At 55.9% G+C, this 20,429-nt stretch carries 19 protein-coding genes; 11 read left to right on the top strand and 8 right to left on the bottom strand.

All coding sequences use genetic code 11. The annotated features are described in order from the left end of the window. Nucleotides 1–37: 37 nt before the first annotated feature. From AC2FH6_RS06285 to AC2FH6_RS06310, 6 genes are all read left to right on the top strand, one after another. Complete coding sequence (locus AC2FH6_RS06285; RefSeq protein WP_142635539.1) at nucleotides 38–1,036, top strand: BMP family lipoprotein; 999 nt, start codon at nucleotides 38–40, stop codon at nucleotides 1,034–1,036. Between the two features lie 92 nt (nucleotides 1,037–1,128). Next, on the top strand, nucleotides 1,129–2,658 hold the full coding sequence (locus AC2FH6_RS06290; RefSeq protein ID WP_496701737.1) for an ABC transporter ATP-binding protein: 1,530 nt from the start codon (nucleotides 1,129–1,131) through the stop codon (nucleotides 2,656–2,658). Nucleotide 2,659: 1 nt separating this feature from the next. Further along, nucleotides 2,660–3,751 carry an ABC transporter permease gene (locus AC2FH6_RS06295; protein ID WP_142635535.1) on the top strand — a complete coding sequence of 364 codons (1,092 nt, stop codon included), beginning with the start codon at nucleotides 2,660–2,662 and terminating at the stop codon, nucleotides 3,749–3,751. 3 nt (nucleotides 3,752–3,754) lie between these two features. Further along, nucleotides 3,755–4,723: an ABC transporter permease gene (locus tag AC2FH6_RS06300; protein WP_142635533.1), complete on the top strand. Its 969-nt coding sequence runs from the start codon at nucleotides 3,755–3,757 to the stop codon at nucleotides 4,721–4,723. A gap of 356 nt (nucleotides 4,724–5,079) precedes the next feature. Continuing rightward, nucleotides 5,080–6,000 (top strand): sulfite exporter TauE/SafE family protein, encoded by a 921-nt coding sequence (locus AC2FH6_RS06305; protein WP_142635531.1) that lies wholly within the window; start codon nucleotides 5,080–5,082, stop codon nucleotides 5,998–6,000. Between the two features lie 2 nt (nucleotides 6,001–6,002). Next, entirely contained in the window at nucleotides 6,003–6,770 is a 768-nt protein-coding gene (locus tag AC2FH6_RS06310; RefSeq protein WP_282021632.1) for a TIGR02186 family protein, read from the top strand. A gap of 4 nt (nucleotides 6,771–6,774) precedes the next feature. On the opposite strand, the gene AC2FH6_RS06315 is transcribed toward AC2FH6_RS06310, so the two are convergent. The 6 genes from AC2FH6_RS06315 to AC2FH6_RS06340 all read right to left on the bottom strand — a co-directional run bounded on the left by AC2FH6_RS06315 (nucleotide 6,775) and on the right by AC2FH6_RS06340 (nucleotide 13,686). Continuing rightward, nucleotides 6,775–7,503, bottom strand: a complete 729-nt coding sequence (locus tag AC2FH6_RS06315) for an SDR family oxidoreductase (protein ID WP_282021633.1) — start codon at nucleotides 7,501–7,503, stop codon at nucleotides 6,775–6,777. Beyond that, the gene (locus tag AC2FH6_RS06320) at nucleotides 7,500–9,032 is read right to left on the bottom strand and encodes an ATP-dependent DNA helicase (protein ID WP_142635525.1); all 1,533 of its coding nucleotides are present in this window, start codon (nucleotides 9,030–9,032) and stop codon (nucleotides 7,500–7,502) included. The genes AC2FH6_RS06315 and AC2FH6_RS06320 overlap by 4 nt, the downstream gene beginning before the upstream one ends. A 61-nt stretch (nucleotides 9,033–9,093) precedes the next feature. Beyond that, entirely contained in the window at nucleotides 9,094–9,732 is a 639-nt protein-coding gene (locus AC2FH6_RS06325) for an acyl-homoserine-lactone synthase (RefSeq protein ID WP_282021634.1), read from the bottom strand. A gap of 82 nt (nucleotides 9,733–9,814) precedes the next feature. Next, nucleotides 9,815–10,534 carry a helix-turn-helix transcriptional regulator gene (locus AC2FH6_RS06330; protein ID WP_496701739.1) on the bottom strand — a complete coding sequence of 240 codons (720 nt, stop codon included), beginning with the start codon at nucleotides 10,532–10,534 and terminating at the stop codon, nucleotides 9,815–9,817. A gap of 364 nt (nucleotides 10,535–10,898) precedes the next feature. After that, the gene (gene ccrA / locus AC2FH6_RS06335) at nucleotides 10,899–12,185 is read right to left on the bottom strand and encodes a crotonyl-CoA carboxylase/reductase (RefSeq protein ID WP_142635517.1); all 1,287 of its coding nucleotides are present in this window, start codon (nucleotides 12,183–12,185) and stop codon (nucleotides 10,899–10,901) included. A gap of 115 nt (nucleotides 12,186–12,300) precedes the next feature. Beyond that, on the bottom strand, nucleotides 12,301–13,686 hold the full coding sequence (locus tag AC2FH6_RS06340; RefSeq protein WP_142635515.1) for a 1-acyl-sn-glycerol-3-phosphate acyltransferase: 1,386 nt from the start codon (nucleotides 13,684–13,686) through the stop codon (nucleotides 12,301–12,303). A 129-nt stretch (nucleotides 13,687–13,815) separates the two neighbouring features. On the opposite strand from AC2FH6_RS06340, the gene AC2FH6_RS06345 reads away from it, so the two are divergent. From AC2FH6_RS06345 to deoD, 3 genes are all read left to right on the top strand, one after another. Beyond that, nucleotides 13,816–15,798 (top strand): protein meaA, encoded by a 1,983-nt coding sequence (locus AC2FH6_RS06345; RefSeq protein WP_496701863.1) that lies wholly within the window; start codon nucleotides 13,816–13,818, stop codon nucleotides 15,796–15,798. A gap of 125 nt (nucleotides 15,799–15,923) precedes the next feature. After that, nucleotides 15,924–16,241 (top strand): H-NS histone family protein, encoded by a 318-nt coding sequence (locus AC2FH6_RS06350; RefSeq protein ID WP_281995213.1) that lies wholly within the window; start codon nucleotides 15,924–15,926, stop codon nucleotides 16,239–16,241. A gap of 17 nt (nucleotides 16,242–16,258) precedes the next feature. Further along, a complete protein-coding gene (gene deoD / locus AC2FH6_RS06355) occupies nucleotides 16,259–16,969 on the top strand; it encodes a purine-nucleoside phosphorylase (RefSeq protein ID WP_496701740.1) in 711 nt (236 codons plus the stop codon). A gap of 287 nt (nucleotides 16,970–17,256) precedes the next feature. On the opposite strand, the gene AC2FH6_RS06360 is transcribed toward deoD, so the two are convergent. Together AC2FH6_RS06360 and AC2FH6_RS06365 are read right to left on the bottom strand one after the other, a co-directional pair. Beyond that, nucleotides 17,257–17,397 (bottom strand): hypothetical protein, encoded by a 141-nt coding sequence (locus tag AC2FH6_RS06360; protein WP_185956642.1) that lies wholly within the window; start codon nucleotides 17,395–17,397, stop codon nucleotides 17,257–17,259. 136 nt (nucleotides 17,398–17,533) lie between these two features. Next, on the bottom strand, nucleotides 17,534–18,313 hold the full coding sequence (locus AC2FH6_RS06365; RefSeq protein WP_142635506.1) for a succinate dehydrogenase iron-sulfur subunit: 780 nt from the start codon (nucleotides 18,311–18,313) through the stop codon (nucleotides 17,534–17,536). Nucleotides 18,314–18,471: 158 nt separating this feature from the next. Between AC2FH6_RS06365 and AC2FH6_RS06370 the strand changes: the two genes are divergently transcribed. After that, complete coding sequence (locus tag AC2FH6_RS06370) at nucleotides 18,472–19,539, top strand: glycosyltransferase family 4 protein (protein ID WP_496701742.1); 1,068 nt, start codon at nucleotides 18,472–18,474, stop codon at nucleotides 19,537–19,539. Next, nucleotides 19,532–20,398: an FkbM family methyltransferase gene (locus AC2FH6_RS06375; protein WP_496701744.1), complete on the top strand. Its 867-nt coding sequence runs from the start codon at nucleotides 19,532–19,534 to the stop codon at nucleotides 20,396–20,398. Before AC2FH6_RS06370 ends, AC2FH6_RS06375 begins: the two co-directional genes overlap by 8 nt. Nucleotides 20,399–20,429: the final 31 nt, after the last annotated feature.

Consider the following 20,429-nt stretch of genomic DNA (forward strand, 5'->3'; position numbering starts at 1 on the left):
CTTGGCTCCGACCGAAAAAAACAAACGGGAGTAACAAATGACCCTGATGAAATCCTTGATGGGCGCCGCAGCGGCGGTTGCACTGACAGCGGGTGCCGCACTGGCCGAACCGGCACTGATCTTTGATCTGGGCGGCAAGTTCGACAAATCGTTCAACGAAGCCGCGCACAACGGCGCCTCACGCTGGGCGGAAGAAACGGGCGGCACCTACCGCGAGATCGAAATGCAGTCCGAAGCGCAGCGCGAACAGGCCCTGCGCCGCTTTGCCGAAGCAGGCTCGAACCCGATCATCACCATGGGTTTCGGTATGGCTGACCCGCTCAGCGCGGTTGTTGCCGACTATCCGGACACGAAATTCGTTGTTGTCGACGTAACCTGGCTGGACGCGCCCAACCTGCGTCAGGTTGGTTTCGCTGAACACGAAGGCTCGTATCTGGTTGGTATGATGGCTGCGATGGCGTCCGAATCCGGAACCGTTGGCTTCATCGGCGGCATGGATGTTCCGCTGATCCGTCACTTTGGCTGCGGCTATGCTCAGGGTGCCAAGGCGGTGAACCCCGATATCAACGTGGTTGCCAACATGACCGGCACAACGCCTGCGGCATGGAACGACCCGGTTAAGGGCTCGGAACTGACAAAGGCACAAATCAGCCAGGGTGCCGACGTGGTCTATGCCGCAGCTGGCGGCACCGGTGTTGGTGTTCTGCAAACCGCTGCTGACGAAGGCATCCTGTCAATCGGTGTCGACAGCAACCAGAACCACCTGCACCCGGGCAAAGTTCTGACCTCGATGCTAAAGCGCGTGGACGTCGCTGTTTATGAGGCGATGAGCGCAGGCGAGAACGTTGAGACCGGCGTATATATCATGGGTCTGGCCGAAGACGGCGTTGGCTATGCGATCGACGACAACAACGCTCCGCTGGTTTCGGATGATATGAAAGCAGCAGTCGACAAAGCCCGTCAGGACATCATCGACGGCAATGTTTCAGTTGTCAGCTATTACGAGAACGACAGCTGCCCAGCACTGCAGTTCTGATATCGCGCGGGTCGGGGGTGATGCTCCCGGCCCGATTCCACTTTGCTGCACCGGGATGACCGGGCAGTCCTTTCGGCAACTGAGGACAAGACATGACCGTCCCCGCCATTGAGCTCAAAGGGATATCCAAATCCTTTGGGCCGGTTCAGGCCAACAAAGACATTTCCATCAGCGTCGCCCCCGGTACGATCCATGGGATCATCGGTGAAAACGGTGCGGGCAAATCCACGCTGATGAGCATTCTCTACGGCTTTTACAAAGCCGACAAAGGTGAGATTTGGATCAACGGTCAAAAGACCGAAATCCCTGACAGCCAGGCCGCGATCGCCTCGGGCATCGGGATGGTGTTTCAGCATTTCAAACTGGTCGAGAATTTTACCGTTCTGGAAAACATCGTGCTGGGCGCCGAGGATGGAAGGCTGTTGGCCCCGTCCCTGACTAAAGCCCGCAAAGAGTTGAAAGAGCTGGAAGAAGAATACGAACTGTTCGTTGACCCCGACAAGCGTATCGACGAGATCGGTGTGGGGATGCAGCAAAGGGTTGAGATTCTCAAGGCGCTGTATCGCAAGGCCGAGATCCTGATTCTGGACGAACCAACCGGCGTGCTGACCCCATCCGAGGCGGATCAGTTGTTCCGCATCCTCGACCGGCTGCGGGCCGAGGGGAAGACGATCATCGTGATCACCCACAAACTGCGCGAGATCATGGAAAACACCGACACCGTGTCGGTCATGCGCCGCGGGCAAATGACGGCCACCGTGAAAACCGCCGAGACCAGCCCCGAAGAACTGGCCGAGCTGATGGTGGGCCGCAAGGTTCTGCTGCAGGTCGACAAGGTTCCGGCGCAGCCCGGTAAGCCCATCCTCGAGATTGAAAACCTGCGTGTTTTCGACAGCGCGGGCGTCGAGCGTGTCAAAGGCATCGACTTGAACGTGCGCGCTGGTGAGATCGTGGGCATCGCAGGCGTCGCCGGCAATGGCCAATCCGAACTGCTAGAGGTTCTGGGCGGGATGCGCCCGGGCCAGGGCCAGATCAAACTGAACGGTACGCCGCTTGCGCTCAGCGGGGCGGGGTCAGATGGCCAGGCGCGGCGCGCGCAGCACATTGCGCATGTGCCCGAAGACCGCCAGCGCGAAGGCCTGATCATGGATTTCCACGCCTGGGAGAACGTGGCCTTCGGATATCACCGTGACCCGGCCTATCAACGCGGCATCTTCATGGATAATGCGGCGCTGCGCGCCGATACCGAAGCCAAGATCGAAAAATTCGATGTGCGCCCGCCGAACCCCTGGCTGTCGGCTAAAAGCTTTTCGGGCGGCAATCAGCAGAAGATCGTCGTCGCGCGTGAAATCGAACGTAACCCAGACCTGCTGTTGGTTGGTCAGCCGACCCGAGGCGTGGATATCGGGGCGATCGAATTCATTCACAAACAGATCGTCGATCTGCGCGACCAGGGCAAGGCGATCCTGCTGGTCTCGGTCGAGCTGGAAGAGATATTCTCGCTGTCGGATCGAATCGCGGTCATGTTTGACGGACATATCATGGGCGAACGCCTGCCCCATGAAACTGATGAAAAAGAACTTGGCCTGTTGATGGCCGGTGTTGCGGGAGAGGCAGCGTAACATGGAAAAAATGCCCAAATGGGCCGATGTCGTTCTGATCCCGGTGATCAGTCTGCTTCTGGCCGCAATCCTGTCGGCGCTGGTCATCCTCGCCATTGGTGAAAACCCGATCGAAGCGGTGAACCTGATGGTCACCGGCGCGCTGGGATCGACCTATGGCTGGGGCTATACGCTGTATTACGCCACGAATTTCATGTTCACCGGACTGGCCGTGGCGGTCGCCTTTCACGCCCGGCTGTTCAATATCGGTGGCGAAGGTCAGGCGATGCTGGGCGGGCTTGGCGTGGCCGTGGTGTGCCTTTACATCGACTGGCCGCATTGGAGCATCGCCTTGCTGGCCGCCTGTGCCGCATCGATGGTGTTCGGGGCCGCTTGGGCCGCCATACCGGCCTATCTGCAGGCCAAACGCGGCAGCCATATCGTGATCACCACGATCATGTTCAACTTTATCGCTGCGGCCTTGCTGAACTATATGCTGGTCAACGTCATGCGCCCGCAGGGCTCGCAAGACCCGGCGACTGCGCGTTTCCCCGAGGCGGTACACCTGCCGACGTTCCAGTCGATGTTCTCGACCGCTGAAAACGTCGTCTTCCGTGGCGCACCTGCCAATATCTCATTCTTTGTTGCAGTCCTGGCCTGTGTGATCGTTTGGGCGCTGATCTGGCGCACCCGGCTGGGTTATGAGATCCGCGCCTATGGGCATTCGGAAACCGGTGCCGTCTATGCCGGTATTTCTCCGGTTCGGATCACCATCATCGCCATGCTGATCTCGGGCGCGCTGGCTGGTCTGATGGCCACGAACAACGTGATGGGTGAGGCAGAGCGGCTGGTTCTGAACTCGACCGAGGGCGCTGGCTTTATCGGTATCGCCGTGGCGCTGATGGGCCGGTCCCATCCGTTTGGCGTGTTCCTTGCGGCGCTGCTGTTTGGTTTCCTCTATCAGGGCGGGGCCGAGCTGGCGCTGTGGACGTCGATCCCGCGCGAGCTTATCGTGGTCATTCAGGCCCTGGTGATCCTGTTCACCGGCGCGCTGGACAACATGGTCCGCATGCCGCTGGAAAAGCTGTTCCTTGCCATGCGGAAGGAGGGCTAAACGATGGATACTTTCGTTACCCTCATCCAGGTCCTCGATTCGACCGTCCGCCTGGCCACGCCGCTGTTGCTGGCATGTCTGGCCGGTCTGTATTCCGAACGCGCCGGTATTTTCGACATCGGGCTTGAGGGCAAGATGCTGATCGCGGCCTTCTTTTCTGCCGCCGTCGCCGCCGTGACTGGATCGGTCTGGCTGGGATTGCTGGCCGGGATCGCGGCCTCTCTTGTTCTGTCCGCCCTGCATGGGGTGGCCTCGATCACCTTTCGGGGCAACCAGCTGATTTCAGGCGTCGCCATCAACTTTCTGGCCTCGGGGCTGACGGTCCTGATCGCGCAAAGCTGGTTCAAACAGGGCGGACGTACCCCCTCGCTGTTCGGCGGAGGGCGCTTTGAACCGATCACCTTCCCTTTTGCGGATGCTGTGAGTGATGTCCCATTTCTTGGGCCAATCTATTCCGAGCTGCTGTCCGGCCATTCGATCCTGGTCTATGTGTCTTTCCTTCTGGTCCCGACAACCTGGTGGGTTTTGTACCGCACCCGCTTTGGCCTGCGCCTGCGCGCGGTGGGTGAAAACCCAGCCGCTGTGGATACGGCCGGGGTTTCTGTCGTTGGGCTGCGTTTTGCGGCCGTCGCGATCTGTGGCGTGCTTTGCGGCATTGCCGGTGCCTATCTGGCCACGGCCCTGCAAGCTGGATTCGTCAAGGAAATGACTGCCGGTCGCGGGTTCATCGCGCTGGCGGCGCTGATCTTTGCAAAATGGCGGCCATGGCACGCGATGTGGGCTTGCCTGCTGTTCGGACTGTTGCAAGCGGTTGCGTTGCGGTTCCAGAATATTGACCTGGGTGGCGTGGTGATTCCTGTGCAGGTCATGGATGCGCTGCCATATATCCTGACCGTCGTCATTTTGGCCGGCTTTGTCGGCAAGGCCGTTCCACCGAAAGCCGGTGGCGAACCCTATGTAAAAGAGCGGTAATAGGTCCAGTTTGAAACACACGTCAGTCCTGTTCGCTGCATGGCGGCATGTAGAGTTGATTTTACATGCCGCAACGGCTCTAAAGGGGCATGGATGTGTTTCCAGTGACAGCTGATTTGAGAGAGTTTCTCGCCGGGGTGCCGGATGCTAGGTCTTGCGCTTGGTCTAAGGGGATACTCCCTGTCAAAACGCCTTCTGCGGATGCACAGTTTCAGACTGGTCCAAGCCGCCAGCCCTGCTCTACCCTGCCTCGCCAAGGGCGTGATTCTGCGCGTCAGATACGAACCCTTTCACAAATTCCAGAAGTCGAATGTGTCACATTGCGCGACGCAGCTGGCCCTAATTACTAGTACCTCATGCAAATTTACCTTCCTATCGCTGAAGTTTCCGTAAACGCCTTTCTGCTGCTTGGGTTGGGCGGCATGGTCGGCATCCTGTCAGGGATGTTCGGGGTCGGCGGCGGGTTTCTGATGACTCCGCTGTTGTTTTTCATTGGCATCCCACCAGCAGTTGCCGTAGCCACCGAAGCGAACCAGATTGTCGCCTCGTCCTTTTCTGGGGTTCTGGCCCATTTCCGCCGAAAGACGGTCGACCTGAAGATGGGCACGGTATTGCTGGTCGGGGGACTGATCGGTGCTGCGTTCGGGGTGGTGATCTTCAACTATCTCAAAAGCCTCGGACAAGTCGATTTGCTCGTAACCCTGTGTTACGTGGTCTTTCTGGGCGTCGTCGGCAGCTTGATGTTCATCGAAAGCCTGAACGCGCTGCGTAAATCCAAAAAGGGCACCGCCGCCCCTGTTGCACGTCGTCAGCGCGGCTGGATTCACGCGATGCCGTTCAAAATGCGGTTCCGTACATCGGGCCTCTATATCTCGGTCATCCCCCCCGTCCTGGTCGGGCTTAGCGTAGGTATCCTTTCTGCGATCATGGGTGTCGGAGGCGGCTTTATCATGGTTCCTGCCATGATTTACCTGCTGGGAATGCCCACCAAAGTCGTTGTCGGCACCTCCCTGTTCCAGATTATTTTCGTAACAGCGTTCACCACGATGCTGCACGCGACAACCAACTACACAGTCGACATTGTTCTGGCTGTGTTGTTGCTGGTCGGCGGCGTGATCGGGGCGCAGATCGGAACGGTGATCGGCGCACGAATGCCTGCCGAGCAGCTGCGCGTATTGCTGGCTGCACTGGTCTTGGTGGTTTGTGGCAAACTGGCGCTGGATCTGCTTCTGGAACCCTCCGAGCTGTATTCGCTTGGCGTCGCAGGAGGGCACTGATCATGCTCCGACGGTTGATCCTGCTGCTTGCGTTTTGTGTCACCCCGGCTATGGCCGAGGAAGAGCAGGTTGTACTTGGTCTAAGTCAGGACCGGGTTGCAATCACGGCGAACTTCGATGGCTCGGAAATTCTTATTTTCGGTGCCGTAAAACGTGAAACACCGATCCCTTCCGGCCCACCGCTTCAAGTTATCGTGGCCGTTGCAGGCCCCTCTAGCCCGGTGACGGTCCGGCGAAAAGAACGCAGGCTGGGTATCTGGGTCAACACCGACAGCGTCCTGGTCGACCTTGCGCCCAGTTTTTATGCGGTTGCCACCAGCGCTCCGCTTACAGAAATCCTGTCAGATACAGAAGACCTGCGGTACAGGATCTCGATTGAACGGGCCATTCGGTCAGTGGGTGCCGCGATGAATATCCGGGGCGCGCAGAATTTTGCCGAGGCCGTCGTTCGCATCCGTGAGGATGAGGGCCTGTATTCTATCCGCGAAAATACGGTTGCGGTGGACGAGCAGACATTGTTCCGAACCTCAATCGACATGCCAGCCGATTTGACCGAAGGCGCCTATTTCGCGCGCATATACCTGACCCGCGGCCGAGAGGTTGTTTCCCAGTTCGAGACCACAATCGACGTGCGGAAGGTCGGGCTGGAACGGTTCCTCTACAACATGTCCCGTCAGCAGCCGGTCTGGTATGGCCTGATGTCTTTGGTCATTGCCATCGCGGCGGGTTGGGGAGCGTCCACAGCCTTCCGACTATTGCGCGAGAACTAAAGCCCTATCCACGCCCGATATAGGGCATCGTAGTGGCCATGACGGTCATGAACTGGACGTTTGCCTCTGCAGGCAAAGACGCCATGTGCAGTACAGAACGTGCGGCATCGTCAACAGCCATCGTCGGGTCGGGCTGCTGCCCTCCCGCGATGGCGTTTTCAACCAGGTTTTGCACCATCTGTGTTCGCGCGTTGCCAATATCGATTTGACCACATGCGATACCAAAGGCGCGCCCGTCCAGTGATAGGCTGCGTGTCAGGCCTGTTATCGCGTGTTTCGTAGCGGTGTAATGGACCGAATTCGGACGCGGTACATGCGCGGCGATCGAACCGTTATTGATGATCCTTCCCCCTTGAGGGGCCTGATGCCGCATAATGCGAAAGGCTTCGCGCGCGCTTAGGAACATCCCGTTCAGGTTCACGCTGACGCTCTGGTACCAATCCTCCAACTGGATTTCGTCTATCGTGCCGCCGGGGGCAAAGATTCCGGCATTATTGAATAATACGTCAAGACGTCCCGCCTCATTCTGGAATGTCTCGAAAGCACCCGAAACAGCGGTGGGGTCGGTAACATCGGTCACCAGGGGGATCGCATTCTTGTGCCTTTCAGCCAATTCGTTCAGCACATCCGCGCTGCGCGCCAGCAGCCCAACCGCCCAGCCCTCGGCCAAAAACAGCTCGGCAGTTGCCCGTCCGATGCCTGAACTGGCGCCTGTGATGATGATGGATTTCATATCTCTTCCGCCTCCAGGGTCAGCGTCGCCGCCGGAGCCGCGCGCAAATCATCCACGCGCAGCGGATAAGTGGGCTTGGCCAGCCTGTTGCGCACCACCCAAATCAACCTTTCTTGCGCCCGCGTGATCGCAACATAAGCCAGACGTTTCCACAAAGGTTGCCCAGCCTCGGTTCGCCCCATCCGGGCAGCCGCATATATATCCGGCGCAAACACCTGTACCGTGTCCCACTGCGACCCCTGCGCCTTGTGAATGGTCACTGCTGCGCCATGCAAAAAGGTTGCCCCCATACGCGCTGCAAATGGAATAAACGGTTCTTCCTCATCAGGCATTTCGATTTTGACAATCGACGCTGCACTGACCTGAGGATCCTCGGCCCCCATCACATGCAGGCGCGAAAACCCCGGTTTTCGTCCTGGCCCCAGATAGATGACCTGAGCACCCTTGATTAGCCCGCGCGCCTCAAGATCCAGCCTTTTCTTGCGGTGCTTCAGCGGCAGTTCGATTCCATCGCAAATCAGCGGCTCTCCCGCCAGAAGCTCGGTGTCGGGTGCCGCGTGAACATTGCGGAAGGCCTGAATCAAGCGAATTCGGGTGGCATTTCGCCAGACCAGAACCGGGCTGCGGGCCATCAGGTCAACTTCAACACGCTGCCCCCAAACAACACGGTCATCCTGTCGGGCGGTCTGTTCGACGAGCCGTTCAAAATCCTCAAACCCCATCTGAGGGTCGGCCAGCGCATGCGCGAGGTCCAGGATCGGGTTGTCTGCCGTCTGCCTGTGGACCCTGTGCAATACCTGCTTTCGCGGCTCGGGCAGCGTCTCAAATACCATGCTGCCGGACTGATTGACCGGGGCGAGCTGCGCCGGATCGCCAAAAAGCAACAGGGTCGGAAAGATCTCTTTCAGGTCTTCGAACTGCCGGTCATCCAGCATTGAGGCCTCATCTACAAAGCCTATGTCCAGCGGCTCCTCCCGACGCTTCCAGCCGGTGATAAAGTCGGACCCACGAAGGCCCGCAGCGGCCAGCGCGCCGGGGATCGACTTGTTGTTCTGATAAAAAGCGGCCGCCCGGTCCAGGGCTTCGTCAGTCAGCCCTTCAACCTCGGGGCGTTCATCGTTGCCCGCCAGCCATTCGGCAATGCGTTCATATTCCGGGTCATATACCGGCGTATAGAGGATGCGGTGGATCGTGGTCGCAGGCACACCCCGCAGGCGCAAAACACTAGCGGCCTTGTTCGTTGGCGCAAGAATGGCCAAGCTGCGTTTCTCGCGCGCTTTGCGGCTTTCGAAATCACCGGAAACAATCTGAAGACCCGCGTCAGCCAATGCTTTGTAAAGCTCTGCCAGCAGTAGCGTTTTCCCTGAACCTGCCTTGCCGATCACGGCCATCACCCCGGATTCGCCATTGCCGGGCATTTTCAGCAGGGCATCATCATCCAGGTCCACACCAGCAGATTTCAGCATCTCGGAAATGCTGTCATAGGCGGCGGCTTGATCGTCAGAAAAGGTTACTGTGGGTATAGACATGGCGCGACCCTACAGGGCCACGCCAGCTATCGCCAGATATGGAATTGGCTTTCAGACCCCGTCAGGCGGACAGGGCAAACCGGTGTTGCCGGACAGTGCCAAACGCGGCTTTGAACCACATCCTGGACAGCTCACGTGGGATGCCCGCCCGTTCAGCCACCCGATTGCAATCCTCGGCCGAATAGGGCCAAAGCCCAACCGAAATCTGATCACGCCCTTTCCCTTGTGACCCCAGAACGACTGGAGACGATCCGATCAGACGGTAGATCCGAATCATGCGCGCATCAAAGACGCCTGCAATATGGGTCAGTCCGAACCCTTCCATGATTTCGCCGCCGCTCAGCATGATGGCACCGGCAGTATGGGCACTGGCCGTTCGTGACAGGCAGAACCGCGTCACCTCCCAGATCAGCGGGCTGTGGACAGGCTTACCTCCTGTCAGATGCCCAAACACCTCATTCACCATGACAGGTCCTGTCGTCGGCAAAACCCGCATCGAGCCCCCATGGCTGCCATCCTCTTCTTCCCAGATGACATAGAGTGGATTCAGGTCATCATACTGATCCCGCTCTTCTCCTTTTTCGTCCACGTGAACATCCCAGCCCAGCCGTGTTTTGAACTGATCCGCTCGATCCCGGAACATCCCTTGGGCCAAATTCGGAAACTTATGTAGTTCGTCGGCAAACAAATAGCGCAACATGACTTTTCCCCTTGTCGTCCTGTGCAGGAACGAAGGGGGTACAAAGTCGTGGTTAATTTCCCGTTTTTGGCGCGCGCGCTTGTTAAACCACTATTAATCCACGGCTGAGTGCTGTTGCGATGGCATGGGTTGTGTTCTGCGCCCCAAGCTTGGCACGCGCACTTTCAATATAGACACGCAGCGTATGTTCCGAGATTGACAGCGAGTGCGCGACTTGTGCCCGGCTGTATCCAAGCGCCAGCAAGGTCATGGCATCCGTCTCACGAGGCGACAGGCCCCGGGTCGTATCCGGCTGCCTGTCGGTTTCGAACTCCAGAGCCTTTCGGTTAAAGTAATGCGCGATCAAAATCAGCTCGCGGCCATGGGCCTCGATGAAGGACTTCCATTTCTCATCATCACATGAGTGATTCACTGTGAATAAGGCAAACTGGCCGTTCGGCCCCCGGATGGGGATCGAATAACCCTGATTGCCAACTCCATGTTCAAGGGCATCTTGCAAAAAGGCTTTCGCCACTTTTCCAGACCAGTCCAGCAATTTCCAGTCAACCGGGTGGAACCGTTGGAAACACCCCAGGATCACCGGATCTATGCGGTGATAACTCCGCTCACGGTATCGCTCGGCCCAAGCGTCCGGGTAAGTTGTATAGCCGTATTGATCCCCGGCACCATCAACCCAATGATAGATAAGATGTTCAACCTGCAGCCGGTCGCGCAATCGAACGGCTACATCGCCCAACTCGTCAAGCGTGTTGGTGCTTTCCAAGTCCTCTAGGACCTGACTCATGTCGAGTTGTGTTCCCATTCGCGGGCGCCTGTGCCTTATCCTGCATGGACGCAATCTCGGCCGCTGCGATCAACTTGGTATCATCAAGCTGCTCGGCTAGTGCGGTCAAACCGTTTTCAACAGCGAAGGCGTTGAGGTCCGACAAAACGTCCAGTATCCACTCATTATGCGCCATCTAAAGTCTCTCCGAAACGGTTAACGAAGGGTTAACACAACCATAACATGTGAGATGATTTTAAGCCTATTCACTGGTTTCTACTCCCCAAAACTAGCGGGTCACGATTCTGTAACCCACTGTAATTATTTCCTTATGCCTCGAAATAGATACACCCGCGCTCGCTCGATGCGATTCGCGGGTGCTAATATTCTTTTTTTTGGGGGCTCAGCCTTTTGCGTCTAGAACCTCTTCAAGCGTGCGCAAGCCCGTCTGCGGCGCCTGAACCAGAACCGACATGTTGCCTGGTTTATGCTCATTCCGCATCATCTTCATATGCGCGTCTGGCAATTCACCCCAGGCGAACACTTCGGACATGCAGGGATCCAGACGGCGTTCGACCATCAGTTGGTTCGCGGCAGCAGCCTGCTTGAGATGCGCAAAATGCGAACCTTGCAGGCGTTTCTGATGCATCCACATATAGCGAACGTCGAAAGTCAGGTTATAGCCGGTGGTACCGGCGCAGATCACAACCATACCACCTTTTTTCACGACAAAGGTCGACACCGGAAATGTGCTTTCGCCGGGATGTTCAAACACCATGTCGACATTCTTGCCTTTGCCGGTGATTTCCCAGATCGCCTTGCCGAATTTGCGCGCCTCTTTGAACCAGTCCGCATATTCCGGTGTGTTTACTGTGGGCAACTGACCCCAGCAGTTAAAGTCTTTACGATTCAGCACGCCCTTGGCGCCCAGCCCCATAACAAAGTCACGCTTGCTTTCGTCTGAGATCACGCCGATCGCGTTGGCGCCTGCGGTATTGATCAGCTGGATCGCATAAGAGCCCAGGCCGCCCGAGGCACCCCAGACCAGAACGTTCTGGCCCGGCTTCAGATCATGCGGCTCGTGCCCGAACAGCATCCGATACGCGGTCGCCAGCGTCAGAGTATAGCAAGCGCTTTCTTCCCAGGTCAGGTGCTTGGGGCGCGGCATCAACTGCTGGGCTTGAACATTGGTGAACTGTGCAAAAGACCCATCCGGCGTTTCATAACCCCAGATCCGCTGGCTGTCCGAATACATCGGATCGCCACCATTACAATGTTCGTCGTCGCCATCGTCCTGGTTGCAGTGAATGACAACCTCGTCGCCCACTTTCCAGCGCGTTACTTTCGAACCCACGGCCCATACGATCCCTGAAGCGTCAGAACCGGCGATATGATACGGGGCCTTGTGGCCGTCGAAGGGCGAAATCGGCTTGCCCAGGGATGCCCAGACGCCGTTATAGTTAACGCCCGCCGCCATCACCAGAACCAACACCTCGTGGCTGTCCAGCTCTGGTACATCCACGACTTCCTGGACCATCGCAGTATCCGGTTCCCCGTGGCGTTCCTTACGGATTGCCCATGCATACATTTTCTTAGGCACAAACCCCATCGGAGGGATTTCACCCATTTCATAGAGGTCTTTTTCCGGCGCGTCGTAAGTTGCGATACCGCTGTCGGTGTCCAGAGCCATGTTGGCCTCCTTATTTCTCATTCCTGTTTGCCGCGATGCAGAAGCGCTTGCGTTGGATGATGAGATATTGGCCTGAAGGAAATAATGCAATAGATTTTGCATCATTTTTGTAATTTTATGACCCAGCGCCTGCAGAAACTTCTTTCGCTGCCGCAGCATCAGGCCAGCCGTCGCCAATCGGGGCTGAGGCTGCATAGTAGTCGAGCAGATCAACCCTTTGCCCGGATTGAGATATTTTCCCACCTTCTCGTTTCAGAATTCTGCGTTCGACCAGCTGATCCAAGGCAGCTGAAACCGCGGACTCATCCTGATCACCCAAAGTTCCGTCACGTTGCAAAAACCCGGTGATCAAGCTTTTAAGCTCGTCTTCGGGCATTTCTCCTTTGGTGCGAACCAGCCAGCACGCTGCAGGAACAGGCGCCTGCGGAATCGCTTCTTTGATCCGTTGCATGAGTTCGCGCGCGAGATCAGTCATCACATCGTCATGGGCGGTGCGGAATTCCTTCAATGAGATAGGGTGACCATATCGCACTCCAGCAAATCCAAACCGCTGGTAGCGACCGGTCAAACGCCTGCCTATCTGTTTCAACATCCACCCAGTTATAACCCCGATTCGGGCACGAAATTGCCTTTGATTGCCAAGTGCGGCCTTGGTCAGGATCGTATCTTCAAGAACCCGGTCATAGTTTAGCGCAACGGGAACAAACACCACATCCGCCCCATCCACCCTGGCACCATCGATTATGTATTTCAAAAGCCCCAGCTTGGGGCGTGCCATGGCCCCCGTCAGGCTCAGCCCGCCTTCAGGGAACATGGCCTGTGTAACACCGGCATCGGTGGCATGCCGGACATAGCAGGCCAATACCTGACGATAGAGTTCGCTGCCGGACTTGCGGCGAATAAAATAGGCCCCCATCGCACGAATCAACCGACTGAGCGGCCAAACACGCGCCCATTCGCCAACAGCATAAGACAAAGCCGATTGCTGGGCCGCCAGATAGGTGACCAGCACATAATCCATGTTGCTGCGGTGGTTCATCACAAAAACAACTGTCGCATTTGGATCAATATCTTTCAGGGCATCTTCATCCTGATAACTAAGCCGTACATCATAAAAGGCGTTGCTCAGAATCCGCGCCAACCGGATGGCGATACTGAAATAGGCAACGGCGGAAAAAGAAGGCACGATCTCGCGCGCATACCGCTGGGCCTGCTCAAAGGCGACCGCTTCGGGAATGCCTTCTTCACGTGCGTGCTGCTGCACGGCCTGCCCTACCTGAGGATCATAGATCAGACGTTGAATCATATCGTGGCGTCGGGCCAGCTTGAACGGCTGTATCGGGCGCTGCAGGCGCGTGTTCAGGCGTTTGACTGCGCGCTCCAACCTACGGCGAAAAAACCACCGCACAGACGGAAACAGAAAATGCGAGGCCAGTGTGACCGCGGCAAATACCAGGATCAACAAAAACAGCCAAAGCGGAAGTTCCACGGTCTGTGTCATAAATGCACCCTGCCACCAATCGCTGCATCCCACAATCGGCACAACCGGAAATGCCGCGACGCAGCGAATTGACATGTCCCGAAAATTGCGCTTTAGAACCCATGAACGTAATTTTCTTGCCCACCCGCAATACGAGGCCCAGTTATGACGCAGACGCAGAAAGATCGCCCCTGGCTCATCCGAACCTATGCCGGTCATTCCACCGCCAAAGCGTCCAACGCGCTGTATCGCGGGAATCTGGCCAAGGGTCAGACGGGTCTGTCAGTGGCCTTCGATCTGCCGACGCAAACCGGCTATGACAGCGATCACACGCTGGCACGCGGCGAGGTTGGTAAAGTGGGTGTACCGATCGGCCATCTGGGCGACATGCGGGTTTTGTTCGACCAGATCCCGTTGGAACAGATGAACACGTCGATGACGATAAACGCCACGGCTCCTTGGTTGCTAGCGCTCTATATAGCGGTTGCCGAGGAACAGGGCGCGGACGTGTCGAAACTGCAGGGCACGGTTCAGAACGATCTGATCAAGGAATACCTGAGCCGCGGCACCTATGTGTGCCCGCCGAAACCGTCGCTGAAGATGATCGCGGATGTGGCCGAGTATTGCTATTCCAATGTGCCGAAATGGAACCCGATGAATGTGTGTTCCTATCACCTGCAAGAGGCCGGCGCGACGCCGGAACAAGAGCTGGCCTATGCGCTGGCCACAGCCATCGCCGTCTTGGATGAGCTGCGCCCGCGCGTCCCAGCCGAGGATTTCCCAGCATTGTGCGGACGGATTTCGTTCTTTGTGAATGCCGGCATCCGCTTTGTCACCGAAATGTGCAAAATGCGCGCCTTTGTGGATCTTTGGGATGAAATCCTGCAACAACGTTATGACGTTGAAAACCCGAAATTCCGCCGCTTCCGCTATGGTGTGCAGGTGAACTCACTGGGCCTGACCGAGCAGCAACCGGAAAACAACGTCTACCGTATCCTGATCGAAATGCTGGCGGTTACCTTGTCGAAAAAGGCCCGTGCCCGTGCGGTACAACTGCCAGCATGGAACGAGGCCCTTGGCCTGCCCCGCCCGTGGGATCAGCAGTGGTCGATGCGGATGCAACAGATTCTTGCCTATGAAACCGACCTGCTGGAATATGGCGATCTGTTCGACGGCAACCCGGCCGTAGACGCCAAAGTCGAAGAATTGAAACAGGGCGCGCGGGCCGAACTGGCGAACCTGGATTCGATGGGGGGTGCTGTCGCTTCGATCGAATACATGAAGTCCCGTTTAGTCGATTCCAACGCAGAGCGCCTCAACCGGATCGAGCGCAACGAGACCATTGTGGTCGGCGTGAACAAATGGGTCGAGGGCGAGCCCTCACCCCTGGAAACCGAAGACGGCGGCATCATGGTCGTTGATCCGGCAGTAGAGCAGGAACAGATCAACCGCCTGAACGAATGGCGCACCGAACGGGATGGCGCGGCAGTTGCAGCAGCGCTGGCCGCTTTGCGTGAGGCCGCACAATCCGGTGCGAATGTAATGGAGCCGTCAATCGTCGCCGCCAAGGCTGGCGTCACCACCGGCGAATGGGCCGAAGAGATGCGCAAAGTCTATGGCACATATCGCGGCCCGACCGGCGTTTCCGGCTCGGTCTCAAACAAAACCGAAGGGCTGGAGGACTTGCGCTCGGCCGTTGACGCGGTCAGTGACAAGCTGGGACGTCGCCTGAAATTCCTGGTCGGGAAACCCGGTCTGGACGGCCATTCAAATGGCGCTGAACAGATCGCCTTCCGCGCCCGCGATTGCGGTATGGACATCAGCTATGACGGCATCCGTCTGACACCCGAGGAAATTGTGGCCGCCGCAATCGAGGACAAAGCCCATGTGATCGGCCTGTCGATTCTGTCCGGCAGTCACATACCGTTGGTTCAGGACGTTCTGAACCGTCTGCGCGAGGCGGGCCTGAACGGTGTTCCTGTTGTTGTCGGTGGCATTATCCCTGATGACGATGCTGAAAAGCTCAAAGCGATGGGTGTGGCCAAAATCTACACGCCAAAAAACTTCGAGTTGAATGCAATCATGGGCGACATAGTTTCCTTGGTTGATCCGCAAAACCTGGCCGCTGAATAACCGCCGATTTGCCACCCATTTTCCCCGTATCTATCGCCTTCGCGAAAGGGATAGATAATGGATGCTTTTAGAACTACGGTGACTCTTCGGGGACATTGTAATTCGGTAACATCAGGGGAATGTAAATGGGAATGAATCTCGAAAAGATGACGCGCAATGAACTGTTGGAATTGCGTGCCAATGTAGATGTGGCGCTGAAAGCAGCCGAAAGACGTGATAGGAAAGAGGCTTTGAAAGCCGCTCAGAAAGCCGCAGCGGAATTTGGGTTTTCCCTTTCCGAACTTTCTGATGGGTCCTCGAAATCTCTTAAGATATCGAAAACAAAAGCAAAATACCGAAATCCATCCAACCACGATCAAACCTGGTCGGGACGCGGTCGCAAGCCGCATTGGGTACACGAAGCTTTGAAAGCCGGAGCGGATATTTCGGATATGGAAATCTGAATGGAATTGATAACGAAATGACGATTCATATAGGCGCCGAAAAAGGCGAAATCGCTGAAACAGTTCTTTTACCCGGTGATCCTTACCGGGCAAAATGGGCTGCAGAAACTTTTCTGGATAACGCCAAACTGGTGAATGACGTGCGTGGCATGTTGGGCTTCACCGGAACTTGGAAAGGTAATCCGGTCACGATTCAAGGCAGCGGTATGGGAATGCCCTCGCTGTCAATTTACGTGAATGAATTGATCCGCGATTTTGGCGCCAGAACTTTGATCCGTATAGGGTCATGTGGCGGGATGCAGGACAGTGTGAACATTCGTGATGTCATTTTGGCTATGACTTCGACCACGCTCAGCACGCCGTCTCGGGGGATCATGAAAGAGCTCAACTTTGCACCTTGCGCGGATTGGAGCCTGTTGCAGGCCGCCCTTCAGGCTGCGGCAAACATAGGAACACCAACTCATGTTGGCGGGATTTATTCCTCGGATGTATTCTACGATGAACGTCCCGATCTGAACGAACAGATGGTGCGTCACGGCATTCTGGGCGTCGAAATGGAAGCCGCCGAACTTTACATCCTGGCCGCGCGCCACAAGTGCCGGGCCCTTGCCGTGCTGACCGTTTCCGACCACTTGCTGACAGGAGAAGCTCTGCCATCGTCCGAACGTGAAAGCAGCTTTGGCGACATGGTTGAGATCGCACTTCAGGCGGCGTTTCCAAAAGCTTAGCAAACGGGTTGGGGCAGGGTCGACCCTGTCCCGCATCGGCTATCTACCGGTCGATCCCTTTAAACACTGCTTGGGGCTTTCCGCCCCATCGGTCTGAGCACCGCAAAACGAACAGACCCATTGCCCTTCTTTTCGGTGCTGGCGCCAGCGGCATTCACGTGTCAGTGACGAAGTGCGGGCGCGCCACAGAAAATAGGCGAATACGGCGGCAGCAAGAAGCAGAAGAATAACAGGCATTCTCCTGCTTTGCTGATCAGTCGGTTGTTTTCAAGCCCTGCAATCGCAGGTCAGGCAGCATTTGCGTATTCGAACAGCTCTGGCATCCGCTCTGAAGTGGGGATTACCGTTTCTGGCGTATAATAGGCCCATGCCTGTTCCAGCAATTCCAGGGCTTCGGCGGCATCAGCGGAGTTGGTTTTGGTTCTCATCGGAGTGATCCCATTGTGACATAATCACTCCTCCCTGAGCCAAACATAGGACAGGCTGCAGGCGTTCACACCACATATTCTTGCAAATGGGAATTGCACCTGCTGCAACACAGCAGGCACATGGATCAAGTCCGCCTCACACCGTGCGTTCGACCATCATCTTTTTGATCTCGGCGATTGCCTTTGCAGGGTTCAGACCCTTCGGGCAGGTTTTGGCGCAGTTCATGATCGTGTGGCAACGATACAGCTTGAACGGATCTTCCAACTCATCCAGGCGCTCACCAGTTGCCTCATCTCGGCTGTCAATGATCCAACGATATGCATGCAGTAGAGCCGCCGGGCCAAGATAGCGGTCGCCATTCCACCAATAACTTGGGCACGAAGTCGAGCAGCTGGCGCACATCACACATTCATAAAGACCATCCAGCTTTTTGCGGTCTTCAATGGATTGCTTCCACTCTTTCGCAGGCCGGTTAGTCTTGGTTTCTAGCCAGGGCATGATGCTGGCGTGCTGGGCATAGAAATGGGTCAGGTCCGGAATCAGGTCCTTGACCACAGGCATATGGGGCAAAGGATAGATTTTCACATCGCCCTTGATCTCATCCATGCCATAGATACAGGCCAGCGTGTTGATCCCGTCGATATTCATCGCACAGGACCCACAAATGCCCTCGCGACAAGACCGGCGGAAGGTCAAGGTTGGGTCGATCTCATTCTTGATCTTGATCAGCGCATCCAAAATCATCGGACCGCAGCTGTCCATATCGACGAAATAGGTATCCACCCGGGGATTTTGACCGTCGTCAGGATTCCAGCGATAGATCTGGAACTTGCGCACATTCGTCGCGCCCTCTGGCTTGGGCCATGTCTTTCCGGTGGTAATCCGAGAATTTTTTGGCAGGGTGAGTTGTACCATTTCCGACCTCGCTAAATTCCCGTGTATAGATACACGCTGCAAGTGCGAAAGCCAACCATTTAGCCTTGAAAACAGTCAATAAAGATGGGTGATTTCACCTTTACATTGAGCTTATGTGCATGGAGTCTGCACCCGAGAAAGCAAAAGCTGAGTGCCGTATGCAGACACGAGTATTGAATATTCCCTATGGCACCAAAAACCCCTATCAAAACATGATGTACAGCGCATGCGAGCCAGAGTTTTCTCTAGCTGCAATGAAACAGCTGAACTTTGCAGAGATTGCGAAACCAGAGTTTCAGACCGAACACGGAATCCTGCATATCCAATGGGATGACAGGCTGTTTCCGATCAAGGATGGTGAAGATCCCGCGAACAACGCTCTGTTTCAAGATGCCGTGTCGGGACTTGAGCTGTATAAATCAAACGGTGGTCGCGTCATCTGGACCATTCACAATCGCGCCGCGCATTCAGCGCGTGAGGGCAACGATGGATTTCACGCGGCGCGACGCAAGTTGGCAGAGCTGGTCGATATGATCCATGTCCATACCCCAAATGCGCGACAACATATGATCGCCCAATATGACGCGGAACCAAATAAGATTTGCCTGATCCCTCACCCAAGCTATCTAGGAGTTTATGAAAGCGCCGAAATCACGCTTGCGCGCCTGATGCAACCACGCGATCAGACCCATTTTTTGACCTTTGGCGCGATGCGCGGAAACCGCGAGTTGGACCGGCTTCATTTCGCCATCCGGAAGCTAACCAACAGGGGTTTCGACTTTCATATGTCAGTGGTCGGCCGAGTCTTCCGGCCCAGTCGGCGATTGGTACGACGGCTGGACGCCATTTCAAACGTAACCGTGATAGGCGAACGCGTAGAAGATGAGGCTATTCCGAGTGTTTTTTCCCAAGCTCACGCCTATGTTTTGCCATCTACACAAACCTTCACCTCTGGAACCGCAATGCTTGCCATGACCTTTGGCTTGCCAGTTGTCGCCCCGGACATTGAACCCCACCGGCAGACGACCCCGGAATCCTGTCATGATCTACTGTATCCGGCACAAAACCCTCGAGGACTGATCCGCATGATGATGAAGGTGATGGAAATGTCCGATTCAGAACTCGCTGAAAAACGTAGGGCGTGCTTCGAATTCGCTCAGGAACGCGCGCCAGAGCGGATCAGCCGCAAGTTGGCCGAAGCGCTTACGGTTCTAAGAAATGGATAATCTTTTCAGCGCCCGCATTTCTGCTTTGTACGATCTTCTGGATTTGACCAGTATTGTACGCATTGCCGATATTGGCGCCAATCCAATGCGCCATGACGCCCCTTACCGTGACCTACTTAAGAACAAATATTGCAATGTCGTCGGTTTCGAACCTCAGGAAAATACGATGAAAGAGGTCGTCCGCAATAAAGGTGCAAATGAAGAGTATTTCAACTTTGCAGTCGGAGACGGCAAACCGGCCTTGTTGAATATCTACAAGGGCTCGGGTTTGACATCCTTGCTGAAAATAAGGGAAAAAACACTTTTTTACCTGCGCGGCCTACGCAAAGCTGCAAGGCAAATTGGCAGTATGGAGCTGCAAACCCAGCGGCTGGATGATATCGCAGGTTTGGGTCCAGTGGATTTTCTGAAAATTGACATTCAGGGTGCCGAACTTTCGGTGTTTACCTCGGCGGAAAACACGCTGAAAAATGTCGCCGCCATACAGACCGAAGTATCGTTTTTTCCATTGTACGAGAATCAGCCAGGTTTTGGCGAGGTTGACACATTTCTCAGAAAGTTGGGGTTTTTGCCCCATAGTTTTGCGCATATCGAGAACAGGCTGGTCATATCGAAATGGTCGGGAGTTCTTTCGGACTTTGAATCGACACAAATGCTGGACGGGGACATTATCTATCTCAGGGACTTGTCTGATCCTGCAGAGCTGAATAGCCAGATGCTAAAGCGACTGGCAATTCTAACCGAAGGTGTTTTTGGGTTCACAGATGTCAGCCTGAAAATTCTCGACATATTGGCACAGCGTCAGGAAATCTCTGAAGCCGATGTGAATGAGTACATTGAAACATTCATCTCGCCATAGCCGATTGGCTAAGTACAGATATTACTTACCC

The organism is Ruegeria sp. CDSC045 (assembly GCF_059610725.1).